Genomic DNA, 19164 nt, shown 5'->3' with positions numbered 1-19164 from the left:
AAGTTGTCGCCTAGCTGTGCTGTACAGGGATGTACAAATGCCGCGAGTGCACGGATGCACTGGAGCGGCCAACTTGAAATTCTTAGGGTATTCAGTGATCGATGATTATTTTATTGAGTTAGATTTCCAGCTCAATATCCACCAGCGGCATACAGCAGCAGGGCAGGATCTCGCCGTGATTGATAAAAGCCAAAGGCTGCTGGTGATAAGCGACTTGGCCCTTCAGGAGTTTTACCCGGCAGGAACCGCAATAGCCGGAGCGGCATTGGTATTCCACCTCCACGTCATGCAGTTCGAGCACGTCGAGCAGGCATTTTTCACCTTCGGGGCAGGAGAGCTGCGTACCGGTGGCACGCAGCGTGATGGTTGGTATAGCCACTTACAGCTCGAAATCACTCAGGTCGTCGGCGTTGACTTCGGAGTCAATCTGGCCGACCAGATAGGAGCTGACTTCAACTTCCTGTGGAGCCACCTGCACGTTATCCGACACCAGCCAGGCGTTGATCCATGGGATTGGGTTGGAGCGGGTTGGGAACGGTGAGCCCAGGCCGACGGCCTGCATACGGATATTGGTAATGTATTCCACATACTGGCACAGAATGTCTTTGTTCAGGCCAATCATGGAACCGTCGCGGAACAGATACTCGGCCCACTCTTTTTCTTGCTGTGCGGCCAGCACGAACAGGTCGTAGCACTGTTGCTGGCATTCTACGGCGATTTCCGCCATCTCTGGATCGTCTGCGCCCGAGCGCATCAGGTTCAGGATATGCTGCGTGCCGGTCAGGTGCAGGGCTTCGTCGCGGGCGATCAGCTTGATGATCTTGGCGTTGCCTTCCATCAGTTCGCGTTCTGCGAAAGCAAACGAACAGGCGAAGCTCACGTAGAAACGAATGGCTTCCAGCGCGTTGACGCTCATCAGGCATAGATACAGCTGCTTTTTGATGGCGCGCAGGTTCACGACCACCGTTTTACCATTCACCTGATGCGTACCTTCGCCCAGCAGGTGATAGTAGCTGGTCATCTCGATCAGATCGTCGTAGTAGCCGGAGATATCTTTCGCACGCTTGAGGATCTCCTCGTTGGTGACGATATCGTCAAACACCACCGACGGGTCGTTAACGATGTTACGAATGATATGGGTGTAGGAACGCGAGTGAATGGTCTCGGAGAATGACCAGGTTTCGATCCAGGTTTCCAGCTCCGGAATGGAGATCAGCGGCAGAAACGCCACGTTAGGGCTACGGCCCTGGATGGAGTCGAGCAGCGTCTGATACTTCAGGTTGCTGATGAAGATGTGTTTCTCGTGTTCCGGCAGCGCCTGATAGTCGATACGATCGCGTGCGACGTCTACCTCTTCCGGACGCCAGAAGAAGGAGAGCTGCTTTTCGATCAGCTTCTCGAAGATTTCATGTTTTTGCTGGTCGAAACGCGCCACGTTGACCGACTGGCCGAAGAACATCGGCTCAAGCAACTGGTTGTTTTTGTTTTGAGAAAAAGTCGTGTAAGCCATGAGCTTGGATCCAATTAGTGCCGGGCTGAAATTAAAGGGGCCGGAAGAGTTCCGGCCCGCTGTGTCAAACGTCAGATCTTGCAGGCGCCGCCTTCACAGTCGTCATCGCCGCCTTGAGCAGGCTGCATGTCTTCCTGGATATCGTCTGCACCGTCGCGGGTGTTCTGATAATACAGCGTTTTCACACCGAACTTGTAGGTGGTAAGCAGATCTTTCAACAACTGCTTCATTGGCACCTTGCCACCCGGGAAACGGGTTGGGTCATAGTTGGTGTTGGCCGAGATCGACTGGTCGATAAACTTCTGCATCAGGCCAACCAACTGTAGGTAACCGTCGTTATTTGGCAATTCCCACAGCAGTTCGTAGTCATTCTTCAGACGCTCATACTCAGGCACCACCTGACGCAGGATCCCGTCTTTGGACGCCTTGATACTGATATGCCCGCGAGGCGGTTCAATGCCGTTGGTCGCGTTGGAGATCTGCGACGAGGTTTCCGACGGCATCAGGGCAGACAGCGTGGAGTTACGCAGGCCGGTTGCCTTGATCTCTTTACGCAGGCTTTCCCAGTCGTAATGCAGCGGTTCGCTACAGATCGCGTCCAAATCTTTCTTGTAAGTATCGATTGGCAGGATGCCCTGCGCATAGGTGGTTTCATTGAACCACGGGCAAGCCCCTTGCTCCTGAGCCAGACGGTTCGAGGCTTTCAGCAGGTAGTACTGGATCGCTTCGAAGGTTCTGTGGGTCAGGTTATTGGCACTGCCATCGGAATAGCGTACGCCGTTCTTCGCCAGATAATAGGCGAAGTTGATGACACCGATACCGAGGGTACGGCGGCCCATCGCGCCACGGTGAGCGGCTTTGATTGGGTAATCCTGATAATCCAGCAGGGCGTCGAGAGCACGCACGGCCAGCGTGGCCAGCTCTTCCAGATCGTCCAGGCTTTCAATCGCACCCAGGTTGAATGCCGACAGCGTACACAGCGCGATTTCGCCGTTTTCGTCGTTGACGTCATCCAGCGGTTTAGTCGGCAGCGCGATTTCCAGGCACAGGTTTGACTGACGTACCGGGGCGATCTGCGGATCGAACGGGCTGTGGGTGTTGCAGTGGTCGACGTTCTGAATGTAGATACGGCCCGTAGACGCACGTTCCTGCATCATCAGTGAGAACAGTTCTACCGCTCTCACGCGTTGCTGGCGGATGCTGCTGTCTTTCTCATATTTGGTATACAGACGTTCAAACTCATCCTGATCGGCGAAGAATGCGTCGTACAGCCCCGGGACGTCAGACGGGCTGAACAGGGTGATGTCTTCGTTCTTGATCAGGCGCTGGTACATCAGGCGGTTGAGCTGCACGCCGTAGTCCATATGACGAACGCGGTTGCCTTCAACCCCACGGTTGTTTTTCAGCACCAGCAGGCTTTCAACTTCCAGATGCCACATTGGGTAGAACAACGTGGCTGCACCGCCGCGCACGCCGCCCTGAGAGCAGGACTTCACCGCAGTCTGGAAGTGCTTGTAGAACGGGATACAGCCGGTGTGGAAGGCTTCGCCACCGCGAATTGGGCTACCCAAGGCACGGATGCGGCCAGCATTGATACCGATACCGGCGCGCTGTGAAACGTATTTCACGATGGCACTGGAGGTGGCGTTGATAGAATCCAGGCTGTCACCACACTCGATCAGCACGCAAGAGCTGAACTGGCGGGTTGGGGTGCGCACACCAGACATGATTGGCGTAGGCAGCGAGATCTTGAAGGTGGAGATCGCGTCATAGAAACGTTTTACGTAATCCAGACGGGTGGCGCGCGGGTAGTTGGAGAACAGGCACGCGGCGACCAGGATGTACAGGAACTGGGCGCTCTCGTAGATCTCACCGCTGACACGGTTCTGCACCAGATATTTCCCTTCCAGCTGTTTGACGGCAGCGTAGGAGAAGTTCATATCACGCCAGTGATCGATAAAGGAGTCCATCTGCTCGAACTCTTCAGTGGTGTAGTCTTCCAGCAGATGTTTATCGTATTTGCCCATCTCTACCATACGCGCGACGTGGTCGAGCAGCTTCGGTGGCTCAAACTGACCGTAGGCTTTTTTACGCAGATGGAAGATGGCAAGGCGGGCGGCCAGATACTGATAGTCCGGTGCGTCGCGGGAGATCAGATCGGCGGCGGCCTTGATGATGGTTTCATGAATGTCGGCAGTCTTGATACCGTCATAAAACTGAATATGTGAACGTAACTCTACTTGAGAGACCGAGACGTTGTTTAAACCTTCTGCGGCCCAGTCGATGACCCGGTGGATTTTGTCGAGGTTGATGCGCTCTTTACTGCCATCGCGTTTAGTTACAAGTAGGCTTTGGTTCATTTTTACCTGTCCGTGAGATTCCCCTAGGCAGAAAGTGTAGTCGCTCTGCTCAGGATGTAAACACTATATATAGGGGGTGTGTGTCGGTGAGGTAACAAGATAGTGATAAAGTGGGCCGTTGGCAAGTGAACAAAACCTGCCTATCTTGTGGATAACTTGGGGGTGAAATGTTACGGTTTGTTCCTAGTGCGCGCCCTATCTGGGGTGGCAAGCTTGTCAATAAGCGCGATGAGATTTTGCTGATATTGTCAAAATTGCGATCGTTTGCCGCTTTATTAAACGTTAGAAAAAAACCGCATATTGATCTGCTTTTATATTCTTAAAAACGGTTTACATCGGCTATTTTGATCAAAAGTGCGTAAATAGATGTTTATCCAAAGATAGTCATTTTCCCTCTCCCAAAAGGCGAGGGCGCCGATCGGTGTCGTGATAGGTATGAGAGCCGAGCTTTGGCAGCGCATGGAATAGTGGTTAAGCGCAGGTGTCAATTTGTGGCACGGTAGGTCCCCTCTCCCTGTGGGAGAGGGTTAGGGTGAGGGGCATTACTCGTGCTGCGTATGCACCATGTAGTTCACGTCTACATTGCGGCCCAGCTTGAAATGATCGGTGATCGGGTTGTAATGCAGGCCGATGATATGTTTCTCGCGCAGCTCGGTGCCGTCGACCCAGCCGATCAGTTCAGAAGGGCGGATGAACTTCTTATGGTCGTGGGTACCCTGTGGCACCATCTTCAGCACGTATTCGGCGCCGATGACCGCCATCAGCCAGGCTTTGGTATTGCGGTTGATGGTGGAGAAGAACACGTGGCCGCCCGGTTTCACCAGATGTGCACAGGCGCGAACCACGGAAGCCGGATCTGGCACGTGTTCAAGCATCTCCATACAGGTGACAATGTCATACTTCTGCGGATGAGCCTGTGCATGGCTTTCCACGGTTTCTTGTACGTAGGTGACCTGCATACCGCTTTCCAACGCATGCAGACGTGCGACCTGTAGCGGTTCCGCGCCCATATCCAGCCCGGTTACCGTCGCGCCTTCACGCGCCATGCTTTCTGCCAGAATGCCGCCACCACAGCCAACGTCGAGCACCTGCTTGTCAAAAATGCCGTCTGCACGCTGCATGATATAATTCAGGCGCAGCGGGTTGATGCGATGCAACGGTTTGAACTCACCTTCCAGATCCCACCAACGTGAGGCGACAGCTTCAAATTTGGCGATTTCCTGGTGATCAACGTTTGGTGCGTGACGGGATGATTCAGCATTCATGGGCGTTATTGGCTCCTGGTTCTGTTATGGCGCAGATTATACATGTTCCGGCACGCTTGGCGCAGCGCTGTTGTTGTCGGGGCTTTTTTAGCTCACAGACCTGCACATTTCAGCGAAACAGCGCCGGTAATTTCCCCGTAAAGCGCGCTTTGTGATATAGTTTTACACCTTTGGCAATATGCCAAGGCAGATGAATCATTCAGTATGAGGGATAGCAGCTCCATGAGCGACCTTGCCAGAGAAATCACACCGGTAAATATCGAAGAAGAGCTGAAAAGCTCGTATCTGGATTACGCGATGTCCGTTATTGTCGGCCGTGCGTTGCCAGATGTTCGTGATGGACTGAAGCCGGTGCACCGCCGCGTTCTGTACGCGATGAATGTACTGGGTAACGACTGGAATAAACCATACAAGAAATCGGCCCGTGTCGTTGGGGACGTGATCGGTAAATATCACCCGCATGGTGACAGCGCGGTGTATGACACGATCGTCCGTATGGCCCAACCGTTTTCGTTGCGCTACATGTTGGTGGACGGCCAGGGTAACTTCGGTTCTGTGGACGGCGACTCCGCCGCAGCCATGCGTTATACCGAAGTGCGCATGTCGAAAATCGCCCACGAACTGCTGGCGGATCTGGAAAAAGAGACCGTCGACTTCGTGCCAAACTATGACGGTACCGAGCAGATCCCGGCCGTTATGCCAACCAAGATCCCGAACCTGCTGGTCAACGGCTCGTCCGGTATCGCCGTGGGCATGGCGACCAACATTCCGCCGCATAACCTGTCTGAAGTTATCAATGGCTGTCTGGCCTATATTGAGGATGAAGACATCAGCATTGAAGGGCTGATGGAACACATCCCAGGCCCGGACTTCCCAACGGCGGCAATTATCAACGGCCGTCGCGGTATCGAAGAAGCCTACCGAACTGGCCGTGGCAAGGTATATATCCGCGCCCGTGCCGAGGTAGAGGCGGACGCTAAAACCGGCCGCGAAACCATCATCGTGCATGAAATTCCGTATCAGGTGAACAAAGCGCGCCTGATCGAGAAAATCGCCGAACTGGTAAAAGAAAAACGCGTTGAAGGCATCAGCGCGCTGCGTGACGAGTCTGATAAAGACGGTATGCGCATCGTGATTGAAGTCAAACGTGACGCCGTGGGTGAAGTGGTGCTGAATAACCTGTATTCGCTGACTCAGCTACAGGTGACCTTCGGTATCAACATGGTGGCACTGCATCAGGGCCAGCCAAAGTTGCTGAACCTGAAAGATATTCTGCGTGCATTTGTCCGTCACCGTCGCGAAGTGGTGACCCGTCGTACCATTTTCGAACTGCGTAAAGCCCGCGACCGTGCCCACATCCTGGAAGCGTTGGCCATTGCGTTGGCTAACATCGATCCGATTATTGAACTGATCCGCCGCGCGCCGACTCCGGCCGAAGCGAAAGTTGCGTTAATCGCGCAGCCTTGGGATCTGGGCAACGTTGGGGCGATGCTGGAACGTGCCGGTGATAATGCTGCACGCCCAGAGTGGCTGGAGCCAGAGTTCGGCATCCGTGATGGTAAATATTACCTGACCGAGCAACAGGCCCAGGCGATCCTGGATCTGCGCTTGCAGAAACTGACCGGCTTGGAGCACGAAAAGCTGCTGGACGAGTATAAAGAGCTGCTGAACATCATCGCTGAGCTGATCTTTATTCTGGAAAACCCAGACCGCTTGATGGAAGTGATCCGTGAAGAGCTGGTGGCCATGCGCGATCAGTTCGGTGACGCTCGCCGTACCGAAATTACCGCCAACACGTCTGATATCAACATCGAAGACCTGATCAACCAGGAAGATGTGGTCGTGACGTTGTCGCATCAGGGCTACGTGAAGTATCAGCCTCTGACCGACTATGAAGCGCAGCGTCGCGGTGGTAAAGGCAAGTCAGCCGCCCGTATTAAAGAAGAAGACTTTATCGATCGTCTGCTGGTGGCCAACACCCACGACACGATCCTGTGCTTCTCCAGCCGTGGCCGCCTGTACTGGATGAAGGTGTATCAACTGCCTGAAGCCAGCCGTGGTGCCCGTGGCCGGCCGATCGTCAACCTGTTGCCGCTGGAAGCCAACGAACGTATCACCGCCATTCTACCGGTGCGTGAATACGAAGAAGGCCGTCATGTGTTTATGGCTACCGCCAGCGGTACCGTGAAGAAAACCGCATTAACCGAGTTCAGCCGCCCACGCAGTGCTGGCATCATCGCCGTTAACCTCAATGAGGGTGACGAGCTGATTGGTGTCGATCTGACCGATGGCAGCAACGAGGTCATGCTGTTCTCCGCCAACGGTAAAGTGGTGCGCTTCCCGGAAGGGCAGGTGCGCTCGATGGGCCGTACCGCGACCGGCGTACGCGGTATCAACCTTGGCGAAGGCGATCGCGTTGTCTCGTTGATCATTCCACGCGGTGAAGGCGATATCCTGACCGTCACTCAGAACGGCTACGGCAAGCGTACTGCGGTAACGGAATATCCGACCAAATCGCGCGCGACCCAAGGGGTTATCTCTATCAAGGTCAGTGAGCGTAATGGTCAGGTGGTTGGGGCTGTTCAGGTAGAAACTACCGATCAAATCATGATGATCACCGATGCAGGTACGCTGGTGCGTACCCGTGTTGCGGAAGTCAGCGTGGTTGGCCGTAACACCCAGGGTGTCACCCTGATCCGTACTGCGGAAGACGAGAACGTCGTCGGCCTGCAGCGCGTGGCTGAGCCGGTTGAAGATGAAGAGCTTGATAGCCTTGAACCGGGTTCAGAAGAAGCGGAAGAAGATACCACACCACTCGATGAGGGTGATGAGGATACCGGCGCCGTAGACGATATGGATGAAGAGAACTAAGACGTACGACCGATCGTAGAGTCTGGTTGGATCAGAAAGGGCTTGGCAGCGATGCTAGGCCCTTTTTCAGTTGTATGGTTTAATTGCCGCAATGGTTTGTCGGTGCTTAACGGGATGGTTGTTTTGCTATGATTATGCTCGTCACCCCTTTTTCTTGCATGGTACAAGATTGAAATACTTAGCTTCCTTTCGTACCACCTTAAAAATTTCCCGTTATCTGTTTCGGGTGTTGGCGTTCATGCTGTGGTCGCTGGGCGCACTGCTGACCACGTTTTATATTCTGGATATCGTGCATGAGAAAGAATCCGATATCAGGCAGGAATATAATCTCAACTTTGACCAGGCCCAGGGCTACATTCGTCACTCGGCGGATATTATCCGCGACATTAAATATATGGCGGAAAACCGCCTCAACGGCACGGTAGGGAGTCTCGAACTGTTTACCGGCATGATGAACGGTAAAGATCTCCAGCCTGAGCTAAAGCCGCTGTACCCGGAATCCAACTGTGCGCTGAATTCCAACTACCGTGACTCCATCACCTCGCTAAACGGTCTGATCCAATACTGGAAAGAAAACTTTGTCGCGGCCTATGACCTGAACCGGGTATTTTTTATCGGCGGCGAGAGCCTGTGTATGACGGAGTTCGGCAGCAGCAACGGTATCTCCGACCGGCAAAACGTGTTGAAGGCGCTGCATGAGCGCATCCTTAAATACCGCAACGCTGCCAACAGCGCCGATAAAGACAACAACCTTTACTGGGTCAGCCCCAGCCAGCAGCGGCCTGACGTGGGTTATCTGTATGTGATGACACCGGTCTATGTCGGCAACAAGCTGGAAGCGCTGCTGGGGATTGAACAGACCATCCGTCTGGAGGACTTTGTCACCACCAGCAACCTGCCGGTGGGGGTCAATCTGCTGGATGAGAACAACGAATCGGTGCTGCAGCTGGCCAATGGCGATCGCTATGCCTCCTCGCTCAACGTTTATCCGCAGGAGCACACCTATTTTGGCTACGTTGATAGTTACCAGGATCTGATCATGAAGAAGGCGCTACCGCCTTCGTCGCTCAGCATCGTCTATTCATTGCCGGTGAAGAGCGTGGTTGAACGCTTCAGGATGCTGATCCTCAACGCCGTGCTGCTCAATCTGCTGTCCGCCGTGGTGTTGTTCAGCCTGGCGTGGCTGTTCGAACGCAAGATGTTCCTGCCCGCGGAGGAGAATGCCTTCCGGTTGGAAGAGCATGAACAATTCAACCGAAAAATCGTGGCTTCGGCGCCGGTGGGCATCTGCATTTTACGTATCAGTGATGGCACCAACATTCTGAGTAATGAGCTGGCGCACAACTATATCAACCTGTTGACCAACGAGGACCGCGATCGCATTACGCGCATAATTTGCGAGCAGCAGGTCAACTTTGTTGATGTGATGACCAGTAATAACAACAATCTGCAAATCAGCTTTGTGCACTCCCGCTACCGCAATGAGGATGTGGCTATCTGCGTGCTGGTTGACGTCAGCGCCCGCGTCAAAATGGAAGAGTCGCTGCAGGAAATGGCGGCGGCGGCGGAGCAGGCCAGCCAGTCAAAATCGATGTTCCTGGCTACCGTCAGCCATGAGCTGCGCACGCCGCTGTACGGGATCATCGGCAACCTGGATCTGCTGCAAACCAAGGCGTTACCGCAAGGGGTCGATCGCCTGGTCAACGCGATGAACAACTCTTCGGGGCTGTTGCTGAAGATCATCAGCGACATCCTGGACTTCTCCAAGATTGAGTCGGAGCAGTTGAAGATCGAGCCACGAGAGTTTTCTTGCCTGGAAGTGATCACCCACATTGCGGGCAACTATTTGCCGCTGGTGGTGAAGAAACGGCTCGGCCTGTACTGTTTTATTGAACAAGGCGTACCTGAGCGTATCAATGGCGATCCGGTGCGTTTGCAGCAGGTGTTATCCAACCTGCTGAATAACGCCATCAAGTTTACCGACACCGGTTGTATCATCCTGCAGGTCTGTACCCGTGACAGCTATCTGGAATTCAGCGTGCGCGATACCGGCGTTGGCATCCCGGAAAAAGAGGTGCTGCGTTTGTTTGATCCGTTCTTCCAGGTGGGTAGCGGGGTGCAGCGCCATTTCCAGGGAACCGGACTCGGGTTGGCGATTTGTGAAAAGCTGATCAACCTGATGGACGGTGACATCGCAGTAGAGTCAGAGCCGGGTCTTGGCAGCCTGTTTACCATTCGTATTCCGCTGTTCGGGGCGCTGTTCCCGACGCCGCAGGCCAGCGATACCTGGCAGGGCAGAAATCTGTGGCTGCAAATTCGCAATCAACGGTTGGAAAGCTATCTGCAAGCCATTCTTGGCGGCTACGGGGCCACGGTATCACGCTATGAGGGGCAACCAACTGCACCGGGGGACGTTTTACTCAGCGATTATCCTATGCAGGTCGATACCCCGTTGTTGGCACAGATCGAGCTCTCCATTGCGCACATTGGGCCATCATTGGAGACGCATCCGGGATACTGGCTGCATAGCACTTCTACGCCTCGGGATGCCATTCAGCTATTGAATCGACTGTTTGGTGTGGTGACCGAAAATGATAAGGCATTGGTACAACTACCTTTACCGGTTAAGGCCAATAAGGCAGACAACGGAGATATTCGCCTGCTGGTGGTGGACGATCATCCGATTAACCGGCGCTTACTGTCCGATCAACTGACATCGCTGGGGTATCAGGTGATTACTGCCAATGACGGTGTCGATGCGCTTGGCGTACTGGAGCGTAACGCGGTGGATATCGTATTGACCGACGTCAATATGCCGAATATGGATGGCTATGAGCTGACTCGCAAACTGCGCCAGTCGAACTTCACGGCCCCGGTGATTGGGGTGACGGCCAATGCCCTGGCGGAAGAGAAACAGCGCTGTCTTGAGGCCGGGATGGATAACTGCCTGTCGAAACCGGTCACGCTGGAGACGCTGGAACAGTCGCTGGGTTATTACAGCCAACGGGTAAGGCGCATCAGAGCCGAGTCGGAAAACCCATAAACACAAAAGGGCGCATAAGAGCGCCCTTTTTAGTGACCAGGTAGGGGCGCTGCATGCTGCGCCCAACGTGACCTGCCGGTTTAGTCTTTATCCAACTGCGTCATGCTGACGGAAGAGAGATAGTTCAGCAGGGCAATATCGTTATCAACACCCAGTTTCATCATGGCTGATTTCTTCTGGCTACTGATAGTTTTGATGCTGCGGTTGAGTTTTTTGGCGATTTCGGTCACCAGGAAACCTTCGGCGAACAGACGCAACACTTCACTTTCTTTTGGCGAGAGGCGTTTGTCACCGTAACCGCTGGCGTTGATTTTCTCCAACAGCTTCGAGACGCTCTCTGGCGTGAATTTCTTGCCTTTTTGCAATGCAGCCAGCGCTTTTGGCAGATCGGTAGGCGCACCCTGTTTCAGTACGATGCCTTCGATGTCCAGATCTAACACTGCGCTGAGAATGGCAGGGTTGTTGTTCATGGTCAGGACGATGATCGACAATTGCGGATAGTGGCGTTTGATATATTTAATCAGTGTAATGCCGTCGCCATACTTGTCACCCGGCATCGAAAGATCGGTGATCAGTACGTTGGCGTCCAGCTTGGACAGATTGTTGATCAGTGCTGTCGAGTCCTCGAACTCCCCAACGACATTCACCCACTCAATTTGCTCAAGTGACTTCCGAATGCCAAACAGTACGATAGGATGGTCATCGGCAATTATTACGTTCAGGTTATTCATGTTGTTGGCTACCTTGCTGCAGCAGTCTACTGACGAAAAAATCAATCTGACTGATGTTATTCTCGATCTTGAGCGCATCACCGTCCGCGATGTGCTGTTCTAACGATTCACACAGTTGCTTGCCGGGAAGCAGATTTAACATAGCAAACACGCCCTTCAGGCGGTGTGCAGTTTGAGACAGCGCTGCAAAATCACCGCTGCCCGCCTCAGTATACAGTTTTTTGATATCATCGGGTACTGTATCAATAAACAAACCATAGTAATCACTTGATCTCAATTGTTTTTCATACAGTTGAACGTTATCGGTCAATGATTCTACAGGGTTTTCCTGCTGCTCTTGTGCCGCCATCTGGTGTTCTATCAGGATCAGAATAGCGTCAATCATGGCACTGTGCAGGTTATAGTTGACGCGAATGTAGCCATTATCAAGCTGCTGCCAGCCCGCTTCATCACTGGCAAGCAGTAGCGTGTAGTCATCGGCCTGCTGCGGATTATCGGTCAGCAATACGTCGTATTCCCGGTTGTTCTGGTGCTCCTCGGCCACGATGCAGTTGGCCCCGTAGCCTGCCAGTAGCTGAGTCACGATACGGCGGATCTCGTCGGAGGTGATATCCAGCAGTGCCGTCACCCCATCGAGCAGTTTCTCCGTCGCCTCTTCCTCTGCTTTTTCCCGTTCCATCGTTACACGAATGGTATAGCGGGTGCCAATATCGATCTTGCTGCGGATATCCAACTGGCCATTGAGCTTTTTGCACAGTTGATTGCACAGGAAAAACGTCAGCCCTGACCCGTGATCGAAGCGATCGACCAGCGTTTGGCTGAGGAACGGGTAGGTCAGATTACTGATTTCCTCATTGGAGATGCCGGTTCCGGTGTCATTGATATGGAATACCAGGTGTTCAGGGCGATCGGCTTCCTGTTCCACCTCCAGGGTGATTTTACCGTAGGCCGTGGTGATGATGGCATAGCGCAGCAGCAATGAAAGGATTTTGCGCAGCGCACCGGCATCGCCAATGTACTGTTGGTTAACATCCAGATTAACGTGGTTGAACAGCGCCAGCCCTTTCTGATTAATGGCGGGCAGAACGTCCAGCAGCAGTTCATCCAGCAGGGCCGAAGGGTTGAACGGTTGGCGCACCGGTTGCCAATCCTGCGTCTCCAGCCTGGTGAGCAGGGTGATATTGTCGATCAGCTCCAATACCGAGGCAGAGGCCAGATTGAGCTGTTTGAGTAACCTCTGTTGCTGCTCGCTATCTGAGGGGTGGTGAAGGCTCACGGCCAACTCATGCATTTGGCGCACCGGCTGATTAAGCTCGATCCCCAGGTTATGCAGCATCAGCTTACGGGCCTGCACGTTTTTATCGTATTCGCGCCGAGCCTGTTGCAGCCGTTTGTTCACCATCACTTCTTTATCCTGATCGTTGAGCAGGAACAGATAGGTTTCAGCCGTTCGCTGGCTGCGGAAGATGCGGATCTCATACACTTCGTTATTGACCGTAGCCTGGATCACGCCATGGTGCTGCTCCGCCATATGGGCAATTTTGGGCAGGCTGAGGTGTGGCATCAGATGTTCGGCGATCTTGTTGCTGGCGATCACGCTGTTATCGGCAAAGTCGTAAACCAGCAGCCCGCAAGGCAGGCTGGCGATGATTTCCTGGTTGAGCGAACGTTGCAACTCCAGCTCGGCGGCAATGTTTTCGCTGGGACGGATGTATTGCTGGCGGAGGAAATAAATGCCCACCATCGACAGCGTCAGCAACAGCAGATTGACCGCCAGTAGCCAGATATTATTACGCAGCAGGTCGATAGCCAGATTGAAAGCTGAAACGCGGTAAATCAGCTGCAACGGTGAGTTGGGCAATGCAACACTGAATTCGACCCAACTGCCTTTCAAGGCGGCCTGGGCGTTGACTGCCGTTTCGCTTGGCGCCACGCTGTCGTCGATTTCTTCATTATCGGGCAGCAGCAGGAAATTGGCGCGGGCCATATTCAGCGGAATGATATCGTTAACCGGCAGATCGAAGGCGATCACCGTGGCCAAATGCCCAGGCTGGTTAAAGGTGGTACGGATAGAAAACGAATAGGCGTTCTGAAAGCGCTGTTTGCGCAGGCCGGAGAAGCTTTCGCGCTCGTCCAGCATATTGGCCTGTTGCAGCATTTCGGTGCGGCGATCCGACACCGAGGTGGTCAGGTAGTTTTCTTTCAATCGCGAGGTCAGCTCTTTCAGCGACTGGGTCGTCACCAGACTAAGGCTGTTATCTTGCCCGTTGAGAAAGTACATCGCATAGTTTTCGGTCTCGGTTCCCCAGCGGTTATCCAGGAACTCCGAGATATTGGCAATCGTCGCCAGTGTGGCGTTGTCGTGATTGCCAAAAATGACCGCATCGGTTTTGCTGCGCGGCTTCTCGACGTAATACACATCCGGGCGCAGGCGGGTTTCCTGCAGGTTGCTCTCGCTAGGGAGCGATGCGCTGTTACCAAATTTATCGTAGATTTGGTAGGTCAGCGAGCGGTAGCTGTCGATACGCTTTTGCAGCACACTGGCAATGGTGCTGACGGCGTGTTTTTTCTCGGTCAGGTAGGCGTTGGTGTAGTTGTAGCTGTATAACCCTATCGCCGTGGCCAGCAACACGATAAACAGCCAGAAGCTGCGGGTGATGTAGCGGGAGTTTATGGTCAGCTGTCTCTCTTGCAACATGGCTAGGTATTCCTGAAATTAGCGGGTGACCGCTTTGGCGCTGGCAGTGACGATCAGCAGTAATGCAGCAACACAGGCCAGGGCAAACGTCAGGCTGGAGATCTGGGCGATGAGCCCGATCACTGCCGGGCCGGCCAGAATACCGGCATAGCCCACCGTCGTGACCGAAGCGATGGCCAGGTTGGCAGGCATGATGCGTTGGTTCCCGGCAGCGCTAAACAGAATAGGCACCACATTCGATGCTCCGACGCCAACCAGCATAAAACCGATCAAAGAGGCCATGACGCTATCGATGGCGATGGCCAACGCCAGGCCGATGGCCGCACACAGGCTGCCCAGCAGCAACACCCGATATCTACCCATGGCATTCACCACGCGATCGCCATTTAGTCTGCCGATGGTCATGGCGATAGAGAACAGCGCGTAACCCAATCCTGCCTGATTATGATCCATTCCGCGCGAGGTGGTCAGGAACAGGGCGCTCCAGTCGAGCATCGAACCTTCCGCCAGGAACATGATAAAGCACAGCAGGCCAATGAACATCACCCATCCGCGTGGCAGAACGAACATCGGGCCTTCCTTATCACCGCCGCTTTCACGCAGCAGGTTTTTGCTGGCAAGCGACAGCAGGGCCAGGATCGCCACGACGGCAATCAACGTAGCTTGCAGCGGCCCTAGCCCCAGCCATAATAGTGCGCTGACTCCACCAGCCCCCGCGATCCCGCCAACGCTGAAGAAACCGTGAAAGCCTGACATCATGGCACGATGGCTGGCGCGCTCGACCACCACGGCCTGAATGTTCATGGCAACATCAATCATGCCAATCGCCGCCCCGAACAGCAGCAACGCCAATGCCATTCCCAAGGTGGAATCCATCAGCACCAGCAGTGGCAAATCGATACACAGGGCAACACCCGCCAACAGGATCACGCGTCGGCAGCCAAATTTGCCGGTCAACAGTCCAGTGAGGGGCATTGCCATGATTGACCCCACCCCGATGCACAGTAGCAACAGGCCTAACGAGCCGTCATCAATACCGATACGCGTTTTGGCAAAAGGCACCAGCGGTGCCCAGGTAGCCATGGCAAGGCCGGCGATAAAAAAGGCCAGGCGGGTGGCATTCTGCTCGGGTACACCGGGCTTACTTTGTTCGTTGCAAGTCACTGTCATGTAGGTATCGGGATCGGCTCTGGGTGGTGGCTAAAATTGACCCCTGTTTTTATCACAATCTGCGATCGGGGTCGAAAGGATTCGCGTTAACTATCTAGCCTGTCAGGAGGAGGTGGGGGTGTTAAATCATTCCGGACGGGGGAGGGAGATAATTTCCATAGGTAACAAATTTATTGAAATGAGTATTTGATTACTATAGATACTTATTTTGTATGTGATGGTGGGGTATTTAAGCGTTTAATGATGAGGAATTATCCGCTGGTTAATTTTAGGGCGAGTTTTTACCTATTAATTTAGCTATTAGTGCTGTGGTTGAATATGTTTATGATATCGGCGCGTGATTATATTTGTGCATAAAATGCTTTTTATGTTCCATATTCGGCCTGATTTTGGCTATAAAAAAACCGGCCAGAGGCCGGTTGTAACTACAAAAATTATCATACGGATAAATGAAGGTAATAATGAAAATAATGATGATAGCGGGGTGATTATAGCGCCTGGCTCACGCCGGGTTTTTGGCACAACGTGCTTATTGATTAATACTTTTGTACCGTTATCTCTATTTTTATAAAGATTTGTATATATTGTTGTTTTATATGGTTTAATTTATTTTTTTATCTTTCGGTGCCTTATTGCTATTGTCGGTAAACTTTTGTTAAAGTTCGCCCAGATTTACATTTCGATACCTTTTATTATTGAAATGAAACACTATCGGATACTTGGTATCATTTTCTTTCTGGATTAATATAGCCCTTGTTACCAGAATGGTAATGCACAGTCGCGCTAATAATGCTCAGAAGAGCAGTGGCCGTAGCTCGACATAATTATAGAGGATAATAACGATGAAACTTCGAGTACTCTCCCTGATCGTCCCAGCTCTGTTGATGGCAGGCACAGCAGGTGCAGCAGAAATCTACAACAAAGACGGCAATAAACTGGATTTGTTCGGTAAAATCGATGGTCTTCACTATTTTTCCGACAACGATAAAACCGACGGCGATCAGTCTTACATGCGTTTTGGCCTGCGTGGCGAAACTCAGATCAACGATCAACTGACCGGTTATGGTGAGTGGGAATATCAGGTTCAACTGAATCAAACCGAAGCTGAAAATGATGCCTTCACCCGTGTGGGCTTCGCTGGTCTGAAATTCGGCGATTACGGCTCACTGGATTACGGCCGTAACTACGGTGTGATGTATGACATCGGCGCATGGACCGACGTGTTACCTGAGTTCGGTGGCGATACCTATGGTGCGGACAACTTCCTGTTCCAGCGTACCAACGGTGTAGTGACCTACCGTAACAATAACTTCTTCGGTATGGTTGATGGCCTGAATTTTGCCCTGCAGTACCAGGGTAAAAATGGCAACGGCGAAGAAAGCAACAATGGCCGTGATGTCCTGAACCAGAACGGTGACGGCTACGGTATGTCCGTATCCTACGATATCGGTTATGGCGTCAGCGCTGCCGCTGCCTACTTCAGTTCAGATCGTACCAACGATCAGAACGGGGGTCCTAACGGTAACTCCTCTATCCTGGGTCGTGGTGATAAAGCCGAAGCCTATAGTGGCGGTCTGAAATACGACGCTAACAACGTCTACCTGGCGGCAATGTATACCCAGTCTTACAATGCTACCCGTTTCGGTAGCAGCAATAGTTCTGTGTATGGTTACGCCAACAAGGCACAGAACTTCGAAGTGGTTGCCCAGTACCAGTTCGACTTCGGCCTGCGTCCATCCGTGGCTTACCTGCAGTCTAAAGGCAAGGACATTGGCGGCGGTTATGGCGACGAAGATCTGCTGAAATATGTTGATGTGGGCGCGACCTACTACTTCAACAAAAACATGTCCACCTACGTTGACTACAAAATCAACCTGCTGGACGACAGCACATTTACCGACAGAGCCGGTATCAATACCGACGACGTGGTTGCTGTAGGCCTGGTTTACCAGTTCTAAGCCACACCGTGAATGTGACAGCGCGGCCTTTGGGCCGCGTTTTTTTTGCCTGTTCGCCAGCCGCACGGATTGATCTTTATGCGGCACTGATTGCTATTCAACTGAACCCGTAGCTACCTATCCTGGTTATAAGTCGATAAATCAGGGGGTGGTATGGAACTTAAGATTGAACGTGTGATTGAAACGGTACTCTATGTTGGCGATATTGAGCGTGCTGCGGCTTTTTACCAGCAAGTGTTGAAACTGCCAGCGATGGTAGCCAATGAGCGTTTCCGGGCCTATAACATCGCCGAGCAAAGCGTGCTGTTGTTGTTTGTCGCGGGGGATTCGTTGAACGGCGCTTATTATCCTGAAGGCTATATCCCCCCTCATGACGGCAGTGGTCCACAGCATCTTGGCCTGGCCGTGAGCAAGGCCCAATTACCTTTGTGGGAGCTGCAATTGGCTGAACATGGCATTGAGATAGAAGGGCGCATGCGCTGGGAACAAGGCGCGGAGAGTATTTACTTCCGCGACCCGGATGGCCACCTGTTGGAGCTGGTTACGCCGGGCATCTGGGCCAACTATTAGCCGCAGTGATGCAATATTGGCAGAAAAGCCTTTTAGCTTCTACACTTAGAGAACAATAAGCATGCTAAGAGGATAAGCTATGACAAAGAAACTGATTTTGGCCGTATGCACTGCGGCGGCATTTACCGTACTGGCTGGGTGTACCACTTATGACAGGGCCGCGAGCTATGTGAACGAGCCTGTGGTAAGCGATGTTAAAGTCGGGATGACCAAGCAGCAAGTACGCGCCATTGCCGGGCCACCATCGACCTCTGCATCCCTGATCCATGCACAGGGTACCTGTGATACTTACGCCGTGGCACCACGAGACGGCAAAGCGCAGACCTATTTTGTCAGCTACAACGATACTGGCCACGTGATGAACAAGGGTTATCAGAGTTGTTCAGAGTATGATACTCAACCCAAGTAATTGAATGTTTTTCGTGCAAAAGAACCTCGCCAGTGCGGGGTTTTTGGTTTTTTTAACCACAATCGGCCTGAAATTTAAGCGAACGAACCTGTTGACGCATTTTTTTACGCGAAAACGATAGACATTTCATAACGGTATCGTTAATATCTGCGCCCATTGGAAGGATGGCCGAGTGGTTTAAGGCAACGGTCTTGAAAACCGTCGAGTGTAACAGCTCCCAGAGTTCGAATCTCTGTCCTTCCGCCAAATACTGACCCCAAGCTCGCAAGAGCTTGGGGTTTTTTGTTTGTGCACCGGGCACGGCGCGTTACGCGTAAGCGCAACCGGATTGGCTGCTTGGAGGTCATGGGCCACTACACACAGCAAGGGGAGGTGTGAAAGCGACAAACGCTTTGTGTAACCAAGTCAGAATTACCTGAACTCACCGAACCGCACTTTTTTGCTCACGGCAAACCAACTGCGCAAAAAAATCCTTCAGCTGCACAACCATGGGTAGCCTTTATAAGATATCGCCATGCTAGGTTAATTGCATCTCATTGTGAGCCGTATATTCGCAATACAGGCAATAAAACCAAGGTA

At 52.7% G+C, this 19164-nt stretch carries 12 protein-coding genes and 1 tRNA gene; 6 read left to right on the top strand and 7 right to left on the bottom strand.

The genetic code is table 11. The annotated features are described in order from the left end of the window. Positions 1-118: 118 nt before the first annotated feature. From yfaE to ubiG, 4 genes are all read right to left on the bottom strand, one after another. Positions 119-379: a class I ribonucleotide reductase maintenance protein YfaE gene (gene yfaE / locus ACRDCA_RS25705; protein WP_438692046.1), complete on the bottom strand. Its 261-nt coding sequence runs from the start codon at positions 377-379 to the stop codon at positions 119-121. After that, on the bottom strand, positions 380-1510 hold the full coding sequence (gene nrdB / locus ACRDCA_RS25700; RefSeq protein ID WP_438692045.1) for a class Ia ribonucleoside-diphosphate reductase subunit beta: 1131 nt from the start codon (positions 1508-1510) through the stop codon (positions 380-382). It lies immediately after the preceding gene. A 71-nt stretch (positions 1511-1581) separates the two neighbouring features. Then, positions 1582-3870 (bottom strand): class 1a ribonucleoside-diphosphate reductase subunit alpha, encoded by a 2289-nt coding sequence (nrdA, locus tag ACRDCA_RS25695; RefSeq protein ID WP_438692044.1) that lies wholly within the window; start codon positions 3868-3870, stop codon positions 1582-1584. Between the two features lie 542 nt (positions 3871-4412). Beyond that, on the bottom strand, positions 4413-5135 hold the full coding sequence (ubiG, locus tag ACRDCA_RS25690; RefSeq protein ID WP_438692043.1) for a bifunctional 2-polyprenyl-6-hydroxyphenol methylase/3-demethylubiquinol 3-O-methyltransferase UbiG: 723 nt from the start codon (positions 5133-5135) through the stop codon (positions 4413-4415). A 222-nt stretch (positions 5136-5357) separates the two neighbouring features. Between ubiG and gyrA the strand changes: the two genes are divergently transcribed. Continuing rightward, complete coding sequence (gene gyrA, locus ACRDCA_RS25685; RefSeq protein WP_438692042.1) at positions 5358-8006, top strand: DNA topoisomerase (ATP-hydrolyzing) subunit A; 2649 nt, start codon at positions 5358-5360, stop codon at positions 8004-8006. Positions 8007-8175: 169 nt separating this feature from the next. Next, positions 8176-11049: a two-component system sensor histidine kinase RcsC gene (gene rcsC, locus ACRDCA_RS25680; RefSeq protein WP_438692041.1), complete on the top strand. Its 2874-nt coding sequence runs from the start codon at positions 8176-8178 to the stop codon at positions 11047-11049. Positions 11050-11129: 80 nt separating this feature from the next. Here the strand turns inward: rcsC and rcsB are convergent, their stop codons facing one another. Genes rcsB through ACRDCA_RS25665 form a run of 3 tightly spaced genes read right to left on the bottom strand, consistent with a single transcriptional unit; the run spans position 11130 to position 15648 of the window. Beyond that, the gene (gene rcsB, locus ACRDCA_RS25675; protein WP_025122830.1) at positions 11130-11780 is read right to left on the bottom strand and encodes a response regulator transcription factor RcsB; all 651 of its coding nucleotides are present in this window, start codon (positions 11778-11780) and stop codon (positions 11130-11132) included. Then, positions 11773-14475 (bottom strand): phosphotransferase RcsD, encoded by a 2703-nt coding sequence (rcsD, locus tag ACRDCA_RS25670; RefSeq protein ID WP_438692503.1) that lies wholly within the window; start codon positions 14473-14475, stop codon positions 11773-11775. The genes rcsB and rcsD overlap by 8 nt, the downstream gene beginning before the upstream one ends. Positions 14476-14496: 21 nt before the next feature. Beyond that, the gene (locus ACRDCA_RS25665) at positions 14497-15648 is read right to left on the bottom strand and encodes an MFS transporter (protein WP_438692040.1); all 1152 of its coding nucleotides are present in this window, start codon (positions 15646-15648) and stop codon (positions 14497-14499) included. A gap of 842 nt (positions 15649-16490) precedes the next feature. On the opposite strand from ACRDCA_RS25665, the gene ompC reads away from it, so the two are divergent. From ompC to ACRDCA_RS25645, 4 genes are all read left to right on the top strand, one after another. After that, the gene (gene ompC / locus ACRDCA_RS25660; protein ID WP_438692039.1) at positions 16491-17606 is read left to right on the top strand and encodes a porin OmpC; all 1116 of its coding nucleotides are present in this window, start codon (positions 16491-16493) and stop codon (positions 17604-17606) included. Positions 17607-17759: 153 nt separating this feature from the next. After that, positions 17760-18176, top strand: a complete 417-nt coding sequence (locus ACRDCA_RS25655; RefSeq protein ID WP_438692038.1) for a VOC family protein — start codon at positions 17760-17762, stop codon at positions 18174-18176. A 79-nt stretch (positions 18177-18255) separates the two neighbouring features. Then, positions 18256-18585, top strand: coding sequence for an osmotically-inducible lipoprotein OsmE (osmE, locus tag ACRDCA_RS25650; protein WP_438692037.1), 330 nt, complete (start codon positions 18256-18258; stop codon positions 18583-18585). A 158-nt stretch (positions 18586-18743) separates the two neighbouring features. Then, positions 18744-18831 (top strand) — tRNA-Ser (locus tag ACRDCA_RS25645). The last annotated feature ends 333 nt before the right edge of the window (positions 18832-19164 follow it).

The sequence above is a fragment of the Serratia sp. (in: enterobacteria) genome, from assembly GCF_051654945.1.
Lineage (GTDB): Bacteria > Pseudomonadota > Gammaproteobacteria > Enterobacterales > Enterobacteriaceae > Chania.
This window is presented reverse-complemented; position numbering and strand designations above follow the sequence as displayed.

What these genes read in the sequence shown, in the direction of transcription:
- rcsB (WP_025122830.1), bottom strand. Translation starts at nt 11,780, where the DNA reads ATGAATAACCTGAACGTAATAATTGCCGATGACCATCCTATCGTACTG.
- osmE (WP_438692037.1), top strand. Translation starts at nt 18,256, where the DNA reads ATGACAAAGAAACTGATTTTGGCCGTATGCACTGCGGCGGCATTTACC.
- ACRDCA_RS25665 (WP_438692040.1), bottom strand. Translation starts at nt 15,648, where the DNA reads ATGACAGTGACTTGCAACGAACAAAGTAAGCCCGGTGTACCCGAGCAG.
- ompC (WP_438692039.1), top strand. Translation starts at nt 16,491, where the DNA reads ATGAAACTTCGAGTACTCTCCCTGATCGTCCCAGCTCTGTTGATGGCA.
- nrdA (WP_438692044.1), bottom strand. Translation starts at nt 3,870, where the DNA reads ATGAACCAAAGCCTACTTGTAACTAAACGCGATGGCAGTAAAGAGCGC.
- ACRDCA_RS25655 (WP_438692038.1), top strand. Translation starts at nt 17,760, where the DNA reads ATGGAACTTAAGATTGAACGTGTGATTGAAACGGTACTCTATGTTGGC.
- nrdB (WP_438692045.1), bottom strand. Translation starts at nt 1,510, where the DNA reads ATGGCTTACACGACTTTTTCTCAAAACAAAAACAACCAGTTGCTTGAG.
- gyrA (WP_438692042.1), top strand. Translation starts at nt 5,358, where the DNA reads ATGAGCGACCTTGCCAGAGAAATCACACCGGTAAATATCGAAGAAGAG.
- ubiG (WP_438692043.1), bottom strand. Translation starts at nt 5,135, where the DNA reads ATGAATGCTGAATCATCCCGTCACGCACCAAACGTTGATCACCAGGAA.